We start from the raw sequence: 14255 nt of genomic DNA, 5'->3' as shown, positions 1-14255 counted from the left end.
GCGGCCGAGAACTATCCGTTGATCAATCCCTTGGCGATGTGGGTGACCTGGATTTCGTTGCTGCCGGCGTAGATCATCAGGGACTTGGCGTCGCGGGCGAGCTGTTCGACCTTGTATTCGGCCATGTAGCCGTTGCCGCCGAACAGCTGCACGGCCTCCATCGCGACCTCGGTGGCGGCGCGGGAGGAGTAGAGCTTCATGGCCGAGGCTTCGGCGAGGGTCACCTTGTCGCCCGCGGCGGTGCGCTCGATGGCGTTGAAGACCATGTTCTGGACGTTGATGCGGGCGATCTCCATTTCGGCCAGCTTGAGCTGGATCAGCTGGAACTGCGCGATCTCCTTGCCCCACAGTTTGCGCGACTTGGCGTAGTCGACGCACAGGCGGTGGCACTCGTTGATGATGCCGAGGGCGAGGGAGGCGATGCCGATGCGTTCGGCCGCGAAAGATTCCTTGGCACTGTCTTTTCCGTCGCCCTTGGCCGGGTTCTCGGTCTCGCCGAGCAGCCGGTCGGGGGTGATGCGGACGTTCTCGAAGAACAGTTCGCCGGTGGGCGAGGAGTTCATGCCCATCTTCTTGAACGGGGCGCTCTGCACGAAACCGGGCATGCACTTGTCCAGCACGAAGGTCAGCACCTTGCGGTCGCGGCGGTCGGTGCCGTCCTCCTCGTCCAGCTTCGCGTAGACGACGGTGACGTCGGCGTACGGGCCGTTGGTGATGAAGGTCTTGCGGCCGTTGAGGATGTAGTCCTCGCCGTCGCGGCGGACGTAGGACTTCATGCCGCCGAAGGCGTCGGAGCCCGAGTCCGGTTCGGTGATGGCCCAGGCGCCGACCTTCTCCATGGTGACCAGCTCGGGCAGCCAGCGCTTCTTCTGCGCGAGCGTGCCGCGGCTGCGGATGGTGGCTGCGGTGAGGCCGAGGCTCACACCCATCGACGCCACCAGACCCAGGCTGACGCCGGCCAGCTCACTGTTCAGGATGACGCCCATGCTGCCCGCGCCGCTGAAACCGCCGCCCGACTTGCCCGAACCGGTGGTTCCCGACTCCTCGCGGGCGAGCGCCTTGGCCAGTCCCTCGCGCGCCATCTCGTCCAGGCCGAAGGTGGCGTAGAGCTTGCGGATGATGTCGAAGGGCGGCAGCGCGCCGCTTTCCAGCTGGTCGACGTGCGGGGTGACTTCCTTGGCGATGAACCCGCGCACTGCGTCGCGGAACATCAGGTCTTCGTCGGACCACTGGTACATATCTGGACTCCCGAGGGATCGCCGGAACTTTGCCTCGAATATAGAACACGTTCTAGTTGATCCGGCGGGCCCGGCCCTCAGCGGCCGGTGCGTTCGCGGTGCGCGCAGCCCGGCCAGCAGCACGGGCGACGCTGACCTTCTTCCAGCTCCTCCTGGGTGCGGCGGATGCGCCGAGCCCTGGTCGCGGCCTGCTTGGCGTCCTCGACCCAGCAGATGAACTCGTTGCGGGCCAGCGGGGTGATGTCGTTCCAGGCGGCCAGTGCCGCGGGGTTGGCGAGCAGCGCCTCGGACAGGTCGGGGGGCAGCTCGTGGACGACGCCGCCGGGGACTGGCTGGCTCTTCATGAAATCCACGGTAGGGCGATCCGGACGAAAAATCGATTGCCGTCGGGTCCGACGCTGTGGCTTTCTGAACGCGATGAAAAGACAGCGGCCGGGAAATGCCCGGGATATCGGCGACCGAATGAAACTGCACCGGCACGCGGTGCGGGGAGTTCGTGGCGTGCGGACGGTGATCACACCGCGGCCGGGCACGCACGCGCGCTTCAGCACGAATCGTTTCCACGACACCTGGCACGTGCTCTCCGACGACCGCGGCGCGCGAATGCTGGCACGCCTGCTCTGGGGCCTGTCGTTCCAGGCCAAGCCGGGAACCGTGGTGCTCCTCGATCGGGAATTCCTGACTCCCACGCCGTTCGACGCCGACCCCGCCGATCCGATCGTGCTCGCGCCCGGCTGGTGCACCCGGTTCGACGAGCACTCGGCCGCGCAGCTGAAACGGGTTGCCCGGAGCGGTGATTCGTCGACGGTGCGGTGGCACACCTTCGGCCTCGAGCAGGCACTCACGGCCGAGGAATCGGACTACCGGCGCGTTCGCGGTGAGATCTCGCGGCGGCGCGGAATTCTCGTACTCAGTCCCGCCACTCCCGACGACGCGCGCCGCTGGGCGCTCGATGCCGCCCGACTCGATTCCTCGTACAACGGCTACGGCACCGACTACACCTATCTCGACGAATGGAATTACGGGCACGACGGGGAAATTCAGGTGTTCCGCCGATTCCGGCAGATGACCTCCGTCGCACGGCAGGCCAGAGCCCAGGTGCTCGGACGCGCCGACGCACCGACAGACCCGGATTCGGTGCGCGTGGCGGTATGGGACGAAGCCGAAAAGGTCAGGGGCGAGGCGCATCTGCGGATCCGGGAGTGGCGCGGCGCCGGTTACGTCCTCGGCGCGGCCGCCGCGGACATGCTGGCCCGTGCCGACGTGCGGTCCCTGGACGACCTCGCCGAACTCGGCGCCGTCGAGACCTACCGGCGGCTGCGGGCGGCCGAGGTGCCCGGCCTGACGCCGGAGATGCTGTGGGCACTCGAGGGCGCGCTGACCAATCGCGATCGGCGTTCGATCGCCCCGGAGCGGCGGCGCGCCCTGCTGGCCGAACTCGGCCCCGGGCCGGAACCGAAATCCCGTCCGCGCCGGCGATATCGCGCGCCGATTCGTCCGATTCACCGCTGACCGGCCCGGCGCCGCCCATCCGGCCGCCCGGTGCGCTCCGAATAATCTGCGTCATCGACCACGAAATTTCGGATTCCCCCGGGGCAGGCGAATTCTTCGGGCGGGTTCGGTGAGGGAGTTTCTCCACCATGTTCCAGAACTCGAGTTTCCGTGCGGGACGACGCGTGCTCGCCGCCGCACTTCCCCTGGCCGTCGCGGTCGCCTTCGCCGGGACGGCGTCGGCCGAGGTCACCGCCGATCAGCAGGCGCGCTACGCGGCGGGACTGGCCTCGGCGGGGCAGGCCGAGAACATCGGCTACCGCACCGCCGTCACGCCGGACCTGCGCACCGTCACCGCGTCGGTGGACGACGGGCGGTTCGTGCGCGCCGAAGACGGCACGCTGACCGTCGAATCAGCGACCGGCAGCCCGATCGCCCAGGTGCCGACCAGCTTCGGCACGGTCGGCGGCAACACCATCACCGTGGCCACCGAGATCTCCGCCGACGGGCGCACCGTCACGGCGACCCCGCAGGTCTCCCCGGCCGCCGCCGCCGAGCTGAAGACCATCGCCACCAACCCGGCCGCGCAGAACTCCGATCCGGTGCACAATGCCGCCGCGATCGGCGCGGGCGTCGGCCTGATCGCCGCCGCGGTGGTCTGCGTCCCGATGATCACCACGATGATCCTGTACCTGCCGTGCGTCGGCCTCATCGGCCTGCCCAACGCACTCGTCGGGGCCCTGATCGGCGCGGCCGTCGGCGCCGTCGCCCCGGACGTCATCCCCCAGGTCCTGCCCTGATCAAACCTCGCCATGCCTCCATACACACACAGGTGTGTATAGTTGAGGCATGGCGAGGCTCAATGTGTACGTCCCCGATGACCTGGCCGAACGTGCCCGAGCGGCGGGCGTCAACGTCTCGGCGCTGACCCAGGCCGCGATCGTGGCTGCCCTCGAGAAGAACGCCACTTCGGCATGGCTTGCCGATATCGCCGAGCGACCGGAAGTCCCACACGATCGGGTACTCGCCGCGCTCGACGCCGCCCGTGACGAGTTCGACCAGTGAGCGAAGCCGAACAGGTCGTGCTCGATGCCAGCGCGATGGTGGATGTGCTGGTGCGCAACGACCGGACCGATGCTGTCGTACAGCGGATCTCCGCGACGGTCCTGCACGTCCCCACGCACTTCGACGTAGAAGTGCTCTCCGCGCTCGGGCGTCTGCAGCGAGGCGGCCTGCTCACCTCCGACGAGGTGGTGACGGCGCTGGGCCGACTGTCCAGGGCGCCACTGACGCGCCACCACGTCGTGAACCTGACGATGGGCGCATGGGATCGCAGGGCGGCGCTCCGACTCACCGACGCGCTCTATGTCGAGCTCGCCGAGCAGTATGGAATGCCGCTGATCACCACCGACGGGCGGCTGGCGCGCGCCTACCCCGGCGCCGAAGACCTCTGCGCCGCGCCGGAGCCGGAGACACTCGGGTAGCGACTGTCTACGCTTCGCCCAGGATCGACATGGCGATGCCGTCGAGGATGTCGTGTTCGCTGACCACGAGTTCGGTGACGCCCGCGCGCTGGGCCAATTCGTCGGCCAGGACCTCGGTGATCACGGCGCCGCCGCCGATGACGTCGACGCGGCCGGGATGCATCGGGCCGAGGGCGGCGCGCTGGTCGTGATCCATTGCGATCAGGCGGTCGCACACCTCGTGCACTTCGGCCAGGCTCAGGCGGGTGAGATGGACTCGGCTGGAATCGTATTCGGGGAGATCGAGGGCGACCGCGGTGATGGTGGTCATCGTGCCCGCGACGCCGACCCAGGTGTGCACCTTGTCGACCGGGACCTTCGCGAAGGCCTCGTCGAGCTTCTGCTGCGCGAACTCGCGGGCGGCGGCGACCTGGTCGGCGGTCGGCGGGTTACCGGGCAGGCAGCGTTCGGTGATCCGCACGCAGCCGATGTCGGCGGAGTGCGCGGCCTGCACGCCCGCGCTGTCGCCGACCACCAGTTCGGTGGAGCCGCCGCCGAGGTCGACGACGACGAAAGGCCCGGCGTCGGCGGACAATTCGCCGACCGCGCCGGCGAAGGACAACCGCGCCTCCTCGTCACCGGTGATCACCTCGGCGACCGCGCCCGGCACCACCCGGCCGAGTTCGGCGCGGGTCATGTCGAAGAAATCGTCCCGGTTGGCGGCGTCGCGGGTGGCCGAGGTGGCGACCATCCGCACGCGCGAAACCTCTTGCGCGAGCATCACATCGACGTAGGCGGCCAGTGCGACCCTGGTGCGCTCGATCGCCTCGGGCGCCAATCGGCCCGACGCGTCGACACCCTGACCGAGCCGGACGATGCGCATCTCCCGATGCACGTCGGTGAGGGTGCCGTCGGCGCCCACCTCGGAGATCAGCAGACGGATCGAATTCGTGCCACAGTCCACCGCGGCGATGCGCTCGGTCATGATGTTCCTCCTGGTCGGCCCGATCACCCGGCACTGGTGCTGCACCGGCGCCACGTGTTGTCCGCGATTATGCCGATTCTTCGGACCCGCGTGCCGCGGGCCAGTCGGCGGGGATGGCGGTGCCGCGCAGTCCGGCGTCGGCGGCCAGCGCCACGGCCTCGTCACCGAAGGGGTTCACGCCGGGGCCCTTGGCCAGCGAGTGCGCGATCAGCACGTGCAGGCACTTCACCCGGTCGGGCATGCCGCCGCCGGTGAAATCGGTGCCGAGCGACTCGATCTCGTTGCGCTCGGCGAGGTAGCTCTCGTGCGCGGCGCGGTAGGCGGCGGCCAGCTCGGGGTCGGCGGCCAGGCGCTCGGTCATCTCCCGCATCACTCCGGCCGACTCCTGCCTGCTCGCCTCGGCGGTGAGCCGGGGATCGGTCAGGTAGTACAGGGTGGGGAACGGGGTGCCGTCGGGCAGCCGCGGCGCGGTCTTCACCACGGCGGGCAGGCCGTCCGGGGTGCGGTAGGCGACGGCGAGCACACCGCGCGGCTCGCGGCCCAGCTGCTGGGCGATGATCTCGAGGTCGCGCTCGTCGGGTGCTGTCACCTTGGTCCTTCCGGGGCCGGTTCGGAGATGCTGCGCCACAGGTCGGTGTACCAGGGGTCGGGCGCCGCTTCGCGGGTGCTCATCGGCGGCGGCGCCGGGGCTTCGATGCCGGGAATCTGCACGATGTAGGGGGTCTCGCCAGGCATCACCAGCCGCAGCCGGTCGCGGGCCTCGGTGCGGATGTAGGCCGGGTCCTGCTGCTGGGCGCGGCGATCGCGCAGGGCGGCGAGATCGGCGTCCAGTTCCGCACGCTGCTCGGCCAGCGCGGCCGCTTCGGCGCGCTGACTGAAGTAGGTGCGGGTCGGCACGGCCAGCGTGAGCGCCAGCCCGCACAGCACCGCGGCGAGGATCACCGCCTTGCCGGTCGAGAGACCGAGGATGGTGTGCTCGCTGCGGGTCAGCTTGTTGCTGGGCTTGCGCTTGGCGCCCGAGGTGGACTCGGGGCGGCGCCTGGTGGTGCGTTTGGCCGCGGCGGGGCGGCCGGGTGAATCGAGATGACTGGGGCGGGAGCGCGCGGCCCGCGACGTGCGGCGGTCGCCTCGTCCGGCCGGACTGGTCCCACGCGCACGTCGCTCGGTCATTCGCTACCGCCCCGTCATCTCACCTGTACTGCGGTACTGCTCAGAACTCGCCGGTGAAACGCGGGAAGGCCACGTCACCGGCGTAGCGTGCCGAATCACCGAGGGCGTCCTCGATGCGCAGCAGCTGGTTGTACTTGGCGACCCGCTCGGAACGCGCGGGGGCGCCGGTCTTGATCTGACCCGAACCGACGGCGACCGCGAGGTCGGCGATGGTGGTGTCCTCGGTCTCGCCCGAACGGTGCGACATCATGGTCTTGTAGCCGTTGCGGTGCGCGAGCTCGACGGCGTCGAGGGTCTCGGTCAGGGTGCCGATCTGGTTGACCTTCACCAGCAGCGCGTTGGCCGCGCCCTTGGCGATGCCCTCTTCCAGGCGCTCCGGGTTGGTGACGAACAGGTCGTCGCCGACCAGCTGCACCTTGTCGCCGATCGAGTCGGTGAGCGCGACCCAGCCGTCCCAGTCGTCCTCCGACAGCGGGTCCTCGATGGAGACCAGCGGGTAGCGGGTGAGCAGGTCGGCGTAGAACTCGCCCATCTCGGCGGCGGTGCGGACCTTGCCCTCGAACTTGTAGCCCTCGCCGGCGGTGTAGAACTCGGTGGCGGCCACGTCGAGCGCGAGCGCGACGTCGGTGCCGAGCTTGTAGCCCGCGCGCTGGATGGCCAGGCTGATCAGGTCGAGCGCCTCGACGGTGCCCGCGACGTCGGGGGCGAAGCCGCCCTCGTCACCCAGGCCGGTGGACAGGCCCTTCTCCTTGAGCACGGCCTTGAGCGAGTGGTACACCTCGGTGCCCCAGCGCAGCGCCTCGCGGAAGGTGGGCGCGCCGATCGGGGCGACCATGAACTCCTGGACGTCGACGCCGGTGTCGGCGTGCGCGCCACCGTTGAGGATGTTCATCATCGGCACGGGCAGCACGTGGGCGTTCGGGCCGCCCAGGTAGCGGAACAGCTCCAGGCCCGAGGACTCGGCCGCGCCGCGCGCCACGGCCAGCGAGACGCCGAGCAGGGCGTTCGCGCCGAGGCGGGACTTGTCGGGGGTGCCGTCCAGATCCAGCAGGACCTGGTCGACGGTGCGCTGCTCGACGGCGTCGAGACCGATGATGGCGGGCGCGATCTCGTCGAGGACGCCCTCGACGGCCTTGGTGACACCCTTGCCGTTGTAGCGGTCGCCGCCGTCACGCAGCTCGACGGCCTCGTGCTCGCCGGTGGAGGCGCCGGACGGAACGTCCGCCCTGGTCAGGGTGCCGTCGTCGAGGGCGATCTCGACCTCGACAGTGGGATTGCCGCGCGAATCCAGAATCTCGCGCGCTCCGACCTGTTCGATGATGGCCACGAAAACGACTCCTTACGACTGAAAGGCACGGTAGGTCTCACGGGATGGTCCGTGCGGTGCCGAGCCTATCGTCTCGGCGTGACGTGGAGTAACCGGCACTCCGGCCGGCCGGTAACTACACGCGGCGGCCGATGCTGTAGGTCGCGGCCCGGTCGCGCACGACGCGCATGTACTTGTTCGACTGGTTGTAGGCGAACAGGGCGCGCTGCCAGCCGTCGGCCGAGGTCAGGTCGCCGCCGCGGACGCACAGATACCTGGCGGCGGTGAGCGAGGCGTCATCGATGTTCTGCGGGTCGAGCACGCCGTCGCCGTTGGCGTCGACCGCCCAGCGCCGCCAGGTCTCGGGGATGAACTGCAGCGGGCCGACGGCCCGGTCGTAGGTGGTGTCGCCGTCGAGGCTGCCGCCGTCGGTGTCGCCGATGGTGGCGTTGCCCTTGGTGCCGTCGAGAGCCACGCCGATGATCGCGGGGCGCACCGTGCCGTCGGCGTCCACGCCGGCGCCGCGATGAGTGCCGTGGCCGCTCTCCACGCTCGCGATGCCCGCCAGGGTGGTCCAGGCGATCCCGCATTCGGGCCTGGACTTCGCCAGCACGGCCGCCGCGTACCCGTAGGCCTCCAGCGCCACAGGCTCGATGCCGACCGCGTCGGACTGCTCGTCGGCCCACGCGCGCAACTGCTCGGCCGCCCGCCCCGGCGCGTCGACGTCGATCGCGGGCAGCGCGGCGCCGGGACCGGGTGGCATGTCGCCGGGGATCGACGCGAGCGAACTGCACCCCGCGAGCAAGGCGGTCACCGCCACCGCGGCGAAGACGCCGGCTTTCTTCACAGACACGTAATCAATCATCCAGATCCGCGGGCTCGTAGGCACCTCTCACAGCGACTTCTCAGAGTGCGGGTCAGCCGAGCAGGTCGGCGGTGGCCTGGTGGGAAGGGGTGGCCAGCACGGTTGTGGGGGCGCCGGATTCGACGATCCGGCCGTGGTCGAGCACGAGCAGTCCGGTGCAGTGCGTGGTGACCAACGCCATGTCGTGACTGATGAGCACGACGGCGGTGCCGCGGGTGGCGCGCAGGTCGTCGAGCAGGGCCATGATCGCGGCGGCGGTGGCGGTGTCGAGGGCCGTGGTGATCTCGTCGCAGATCAAGACGGCCGGATCGGCGGCGAGCGCCCTGGCCAGCGCGACGCGCTGACGTTGGCCGCCGGAGAGTTCGGCCGGGTGCCTGGACGCGAGGTCGGCGGGCAGGTCGACCGCGGTGAGCAGGGATTCGACGCGCGCGCCCAGCTCGGCCTTCGGCACCCCCGCGATGCGCCGCAGCGGACGGGCCAGAGTTTGCTCGACGGTGCGGCGTGGGTTCAGCGCGCCGAGCGGGTTCTGGGTGACGAGCTGGATGCCGTTGGCGCCCGCGCGGATTCGCCGTCGGCGACCGACCCGGATCGGGGTGCCGCGCAATTCGAGTGTGCCGGTGGCGGTGCGGTGCAGTCCGGCGAGCACGCGGGCCAGTGTCGTCTTGCCCGCCCCGGACGGGCCGACCACGGCCAGAGCTTCGCCGGTGCGGACGGTGAAACCGATGTCGTGGAGGAGGTCCTCGCCGTTCGCGCTCGCGCGGATCGCCTTGGCACGCAGGGCTATCGATCGTTCGGGCGGATCGGCCGTGCCGGACGATCCGGGCGTCTCGCCCTCGACGTCGGGCAGAACGGCAGCGCTGGATGGCCCGGGCGCCTCGCCGTTGGTATGTACGCCACCGACGCCGTGCCCGGTCGCGTCGTGCTTGGCGATGTCGTACGACGTAGCGGCTTGGGTACTGGCGACCGACGGGGATTTGCCTGGAACCGGCTCGGCAGATGACCCGGCATCCGCCCTGCTGGATCCGGCTGACGCGCGCTCGGCTCGAACAGCTGGCGTCGTAGCGTCCCACGCAGACTCGGGCGCACCGACCTCAGCCGCTGCGCCGCACTCTGTGTCGACGTCGGAGCCATCGGGCCGAGGGCTGTCGATCGGATCGGTAGCGCGCCGAGGCGATTCCGCCGCGTTCTGTGCGGGGGTGCTGCGCCGCCCATCGGTAGCGAGACGTTCGGCGCGGTCCGGGAGGCCACCGGGTGGATGGACCTCGAGCACCGTGTCGGCGATGGCGTGGATGGTCTTCGTATCGTGGCCGGAAAGCAGGACGGCGGTGGAGCCGTCGGTGGCGAGGCCGGCGATGAGGTGGGCGATCTCGGTGCGCAGCGCGCCGTGCAGGCCGGCCAGTGGTTCGTCGAGGACGACGACGTCGGGGCGGCGCAGCAGAGCCCGGGCCAGGGCGACGCGGCGCTGCTGACCGCCGGAGAGGCGTCCGCAGCGGCGGCGCAGGTGGGTGGCGTCCAGCCCGACGGTCTCCAGTGCGGCGAGGCGGTCGGCGTCGGACGCGGTGGGCGCGGCCTCGGCGAGGAGGGTGCGCACGCGCAGCAGCGGATTGAGTTCCGAGCCGGGGTCCTGGCCGACATAGGCGATCGTGGTGCGCCGAAAGGTCCGCAGCGCAACCGGATCCAGCGCGAACACGTCGTGCCCGGCGACCCGCACCGTCCCTGTCCGCGTCACTCCGGGGGGAACGTGCCCGAGCAAGGCCCGCATGGCGGTCGACTTGCCCGCGCCCGACGCGCCGGTCAGCGCGGTGACGGTGCCGGGCTTCAACCGGAAGGACAAGGGCGCCAGCAGAACAGCACCCGAATGGGCGACCACCGTCAAGTCCTCGACGACTACAGCCGCCCCGTCGTCCGGACGAGGGTCGCCCCCCGGACGCTTCGAAAGAGCGCTCGGTGCAACGTTTTCAGCGGAATCGAGCCCATCGGTTCCCGCTCGGCGCCCGGTCTTCTCCGCCACGGCACCGTCGGCGGGAGGCTTCGCGGCGACCACCGACCCCGCGGCGACAGCGGATGGCGTCTCATCGCGACCAGGCACGGCTTCGACCGCGGGCGACTCCGCACCGCGATCATGCCCCGCGCCCACCGCGGACGACTTCGCATCGGGGCCGGACACCGCGTCATCGGAGGGCGCCGGGAGGTTCGCTCTGCCGGGCGACGTCCGCGCCGGTCCGCCGGTGACCACCAGATTCACGCCGACCGCGACGACGGCGATGGCGGCGCTGGGGGCGAGGGTCGCCCAGGGGTTGAGGAGCAGGCCGGAGGCATTGTCGCGGACCATGTTCGCCCAGTTGTCGTCGTCGAGGGCCGAGACGCCGAGGAAGGCGACGGTGCTCACGAGGTAGACCGCGACGACGAAGCGCAGGCCGAGCTGGGTGGTGAAGATCGACCGCAGGTTGGGCAGGATCTCCCGGAAGACCAGGTGCGTCAGCGATTCACCGCTGGCGATCGCGGCCTCGACATAGCCGGTGGCGGCGATACCGGCCGCCGCGGAGGCGAAGATTCTGGCGCAGTAGGGCACGCCGAACAGCAGCGACACCGCGATCAGCGCGAACACCCCGCCCTGCGGCCACGCGGTGAGCACGAGCAGGATGCCCAGGACCGCGGGCAGCAGGATCAGCAGGTCGCCACCGAGCGCGATCACCGTCGCCGCGCGTGGCCGCACCGCCGCCACCGCGCCGAGCAATGCCGACAACACGGTCACCGCCACGGCGATCACCGCCGAGACCACGAGCAGCTGAAATCCGCCGGTGAGCAGATGACTCAGCACGTCGCGCCCGAGCCGATCGGTCCCGAGCACCGCTCCCCCACCCGGCCCGGCGAACGGCATGCCGACGGCTCGCTCCGCGGAATACGGAGCCAACAGCGGCCCGACCACAGCGAGCAGGATGACCAGCGCCACCCCGGCCCCGACCGACCAGCGCCACCAGCTGTCGGCTCGGACGCGACCATGACCCCGGCCCATCATCGCGCACCCTCCGCAGCCCAGCGGCGGACCACATCGGCCACCGCGAGCAACACCATCGTGACGATGGCCGTCAGCGCCACCACGGCGGCGACCGTCGCGGTGTCGCGGTCGGCCACCGAACCGGCCAGCACCGCACCCACTCCCGGATAGTTGAACAGGGTCTCGACGACCAACGCGCCGCCGAACATCATGCCGACGGTCGTCGCGAACCCGACGACGATGGTGGGCGCGGCGAAGGGCAGCATGTGGCGCAGCAGCACGGTGCGGGCCGGAAGGCCGTCCAGGACGGCGCTTTCCACGTGTGGCGCGGTGGCGACGTCTTGCAGGGCCGAGCGGACCACCCTGGCGTTCCAGCCGATCTGCGGGATCGCCAAGGCAAGGACGGGCAGGATCAGCATGTCGGGACTGGCGGGGTAGCCGGAGCGGTCCGTGATGGTCACCGCGGGCAGCAGACCGGTCGCCAGCGAGAACACGAGAATCAGCAGTGTGCCGCAAACGAATTCGGGCACCGCGACCGCGATCGTGCTCGCTGGTTGCAGCAGCCGGGCGCCGAAGGCGTGGGGCCGCAGAGCCCACCAGCAACCGAGCGCCAGTGAGACGAGCACCGTCAGCAGCAGCGCGATGCCGCCGAGCAGCAGGGTCTGCGGGAACTTGTCGGCCAGCAGCGCGCCGACGGAGTTCCCGCGCGAGGTCTGGCCGAAATCGCCGGTGAGCACACCGGAGAGCCAGTGCCAGAACTGCACCGGCAGCGCCCGGTCCAGGCCCAGCTCGTGCTCCTTGGCGGCGAGTTCGGCCCGGTTCGCGTCGCGACCGAGCGTCGAGCTGGCCGCGCTGCCCGGCAGCAGGTCCACCGCGACGAACACGAGGGCCAGCAGTGTCAGCAGCAGCGCGACGCGCCGGAGCACGAGCAGGGCGAACGCTTTCACGGCGATCACGCCAACCAGGCACGTTCCAGCTGGACGCGCGCGAAGCCGCCGAGGGTCGGCAGCCCGCGCACGGACGCAGCGGCGATGTCGACGCCGTCGGCCATGCCCCACACCAGGTAGCCGCCGCGCTCGAACTGGATGCGCTGGAGCTCGCGCACCGCCTTGGTGTAGTCGTCACCTGAGGTCGCCATGGCCTTGGCCGTCGCGGCGTCGAATTCCGGGTCGCGGAAGGCGGTTTCGTTGCGGTTGGACGCCGAGGTCATCAGCTTCTCGGCGAGGAACAGGACCGAATCGTTGGTGCCCCACGACACCGTGTACAGCGGCGCGTTGAGCCAGGTCTGGTCGTAGAACGCGGCGGACTCGACGGTCTGCACGTCCAGACGCACGCCGATCTCGGCGAGCTGCGCGGCGATCACCTTCGCCGACTCCACCTCGCCGGGCACCTCGACCTTGGTGACGAACGGGTAGCTGCGGTTCGTGTCGAAACCCGCCTCGCGCAACAGGGTTCGCGCGCGATCCAGATCACGGTCCCGGCGCAGCGCCGTGTCGTAGAGCGGGTCGGCGGTGCCGAGGACATCGGCGGCGGTGGTGCCGAACCCGGAATGCACCTGGTTGACCAGCGCGGCCCGGTCGACACCGAGGCGCAGCGCGGTGCGCACGCGCGGGTCGGCGAACGGCCCGTCCGCGGCCCGCATGGCCACACCGAGCATGGTGTCGTTCGCACGGCGGACCACCTGCAGGTCACCGCGACCCGCGGCGGTGCGGCCCGCGATCGCGCCCACATTGGAGGCGAGGTCGATTTGGCCGCCGAGCACCGCGTTGCCCAGCGCGGTGGCGCTGTCGAACATGGTCACCTCGATCGCGTCGAGCAGCGGCGGGGCGCCGTGCCACCGCTCGTTGCGGACCAGCCTGGCGTTGCCGCCCTGGTAGGACTCGAGCTTGAACGGACCGGTGCCGATCGCGGCGGTGAAGTCGGTGGTGCCCTGGGGCACGGTGAATGTCATCAGCCGAAGCAGCAGGGGCAGTTGGGTATTGGGCGCGGGCACGGTGAACACCACGCGGTTGGGGCCGTCGGCGACGATGTCGTTCTCGGCCACCGGCATCTTGGACGCCCCGCCGACCTGACGCAGGCGCCGCATCGACCACACCACGTCCTCGGCGGTGACCGGCGCGCCGTTGTGGAAGGTGGCGCCCTCGGCGATGGTGAAGGTCCAGCGGCGGTTCTCGGCGTCGGCCTCCCAGCGCGAGGCAAGCCGCGGCGCGACAGTGGGGTCGGCGCCGGGCACGGTGAGCGCGTCGTAGACGAGCGAGGCGATCAGGAAGTCGCTGTCATTGCTGAGATTGGCGTGCGGATCTCGCTCGCTGCGGGCGGCGGTGCCGAGCGCGCCGACGCGCAGGGTGCCGCCCGACTTGGCAGGACCGTCGGCGCCGTCCTCGTCCCGCGAGCAGGCTGCCACCAGCAGTAGTGCGGTGACGCCGAGACCGGACTGCAGGAGCTGCCTGCGTGTGAACCCCATCGTGTTGCCTCCTCGAACCCCGCGCGGAGCGCCTCGCTTCCTGGCGCCGCAAACCAGGCGAGGCTAGCCTAAAATCATGCCCGAGTGGTGACGTTCCTGCCGACCGACACCCAACCGCAGCCCGCTCGCCCACCCCCACTGACGAGCACCGATCCGCGTCCGGTACAACTTCGTGTTATATGAATCGGCTATCTACCTGCGGACACGTTAGGTAAGTCTTGCCTAAATATCACCGAGGCACTACCTTCGCACATCGAGTCTGAAGTTCACCCGCG

At 70.3% G+C, this 14255-nt stretch carries 14 protein-coding genes; 4 read left to right on the top strand and 10 right to left on the bottom strand.

Annotated features, from left to right (window positions below; all coding sequences use genetic code 11):
* Positions 1-11: 11 nt before the first annotated feature.
* Together DFR69_RS23730 and DFR69_RS23725 are read right to left on the bottom strand one after the other, a co-directional pair.
* Positions 12-1238, bottom strand: coding sequence for an acyl-CoA dehydrogenase family protein (locus DFR69_RS23730; protein ID WP_110039809.1), 1227 nt, complete (start codon positions 1236-1238; stop codon positions 12-14).
* A 77-nt stretch (positions 1239-1315) separates the two neighbouring features.
* Positions 1316-1582 (bottom strand): YdeI/OmpD-associated family protein, encoded by a 267-nt coding sequence (locus DFR69_RS23725; protein ID WP_110039866.1) that lies wholly within the window; start codon positions 1580-1582, stop codon positions 1316-1318.
* A 118-nt stretch (positions 1583-1700) separates the two neighbouring features.
* Between DFR69_RS23725 and DFR69_RS23720 the strand changes: the two genes are divergently transcribed.
* From DFR69_RS23720 to DFR69_RS23705, 4 genes are all read left to right on the top strand, one after another.
* Positions 1701-2750: a TfoX/Sxy family DNA transformation protein gene (locus tag DFR69_RS23720; protein WP_167456379.1), complete on the top strand. Its 1050-nt coding sequence runs from the start codon at positions 1701-1703 to the stop codon at positions 2748-2750.
* A 128-nt stretch (positions 2751-2878) separates the two neighbouring features.
* Positions 2879-3529, top strand: coding sequence for a DUF8020 domain-containing protein (locus tag DFR69_RS23715; protein ID WP_110039807.1), 651 nt, complete (start codon positions 2879-2881; stop codon positions 3527-3529).
* 49 nt (positions 3530-3578) lie between these two features.
* Entirely contained in the window at positions 3579-3794 is a 216-nt protein-coding gene (locus tag DFR69_RS23710; protein ID WP_110039806.1) for a type II toxin-antitoxin system CcdA family antitoxin, read from the top strand.
* Positions 3791-4213 (top strand): type II toxin-antitoxin system VapC family toxin, encoded by a 423-nt coding sequence (locus DFR69_RS23705; protein ID WP_244198421.1) that lies wholly within the window; start codon positions 3791-3793, stop codon positions 4211-4213. Before DFR69_RS23710 ends, DFR69_RS23705 begins: the two co-directional genes overlap by 4 nt.
* A 7-nt stretch (positions 4214-4220) precedes the next feature.
* Here the strand turns inward: DFR69_RS23705 and DFR69_RS23700 are convergent, their stop codons facing one another.
* From DFR69_RS23700 to DFR69_RS23660, 8 genes are all read right to left on the bottom strand, one after another.
* On the bottom strand, positions 4221-5177 hold the full coding sequence (locus DFR69_RS23700; protein ID WP_110039864.1) for a Ppx/GppA phosphatase family protein: 957 nt from the start codon (positions 5175-5177) through the stop codon (positions 4221-4223).
* A 67-nt stretch (positions 5178-5244) separates the two neighbouring features.
* Entirely contained in the window at positions 5245-5766 is a 522-nt protein-coding gene (locus DFR69_RS23695) for a DUF501 domain-containing protein (protein ID WP_110039805.1), read from the bottom strand.
* Positions 5763-6347 carry an FtsB family cell division protein gene (locus DFR69_RS35600; protein ID WP_110039804.1) on the bottom strand — a complete coding sequence of 195 codons (585 nt, stop codon included), beginning with the start codon at positions 6345-6347 and terminating at the stop codon, positions 5763-5765. The genes DFR69_RS23695 and DFR69_RS35600 overlap by 4 nt, the downstream gene beginning before the upstream one ends.
* Positions 6348-6387: 40 nt before the next feature.
* Positions 6388-7674 (bottom strand): phosphopyruvate hydratase, encoded by a 1287-nt coding sequence (gene eno / locus DFR69_RS23685; RefSeq protein WP_019049143.1) that lies wholly within the window; start codon positions 7672-7674, stop codon positions 6388-6390.
* A 115-nt stretch (positions 7675-7789) separates the two neighbouring features.
* Positions 7790-8518: a lytic transglycosylase domain-containing protein gene (locus DFR69_RS23680; RefSeq protein ID WP_373867045.1), complete on the bottom strand. Its 729-nt coding sequence runs from the start codon at positions 8516-8518 to the stop codon at positions 7790-7792.
* Between the two features lie 52 nt (positions 8519-8570).
* The gene (locus tag DFR69_RS35375) at positions 8571-11534 is read right to left on the bottom strand and encodes an ABC transporter ATP-binding protein/permease (protein ID WP_244198420.1); all 2964 of its coding nucleotides are present in this window, start codon (positions 11532-11534) and stop codon (positions 8571-8573) included.
* The gene (locus tag DFR69_RS23665) at positions 11534-12472 is read right to left on the bottom strand and encodes an ABC transporter permease (protein ID WP_110039802.1); all 939 of its coding nucleotides are present in this window, start codon (positions 12470-12472) and stop codon (positions 11534-11536) included. Before DFR69_RS23665 ends, DFR69_RS35375 begins: the two co-directional genes overlap by 1 nt.
* Positions 12469-13980: an ABC transporter substrate-binding protein gene (locus DFR69_RS23660; protein ID WP_110039801.1), complete on the bottom strand. Its 1512-nt coding sequence runs from the start codon at positions 13978-13980 to the stop codon at positions 12469-12471. The genes DFR69_RS23665 and DFR69_RS23660 overlap by 4 nt, the downstream gene beginning before the upstream one ends.
* Positions 13981-14255 lie beyond the last annotated feature (275 nt).

This window comes from Nocardia neocaledoniensis (assembly GCF_003182135.1).
Lineage (GTDB): Bacteria > Actinomycetota > Actinomycetes > Mycobacteriales > Mycobacteriaceae > Nocardia > Nocardia neocaledoniensis.
Note: the sequence above shows the minus strand (reverse complement) of the source record. Positions and strands in the feature narration are given on the sequence as shown.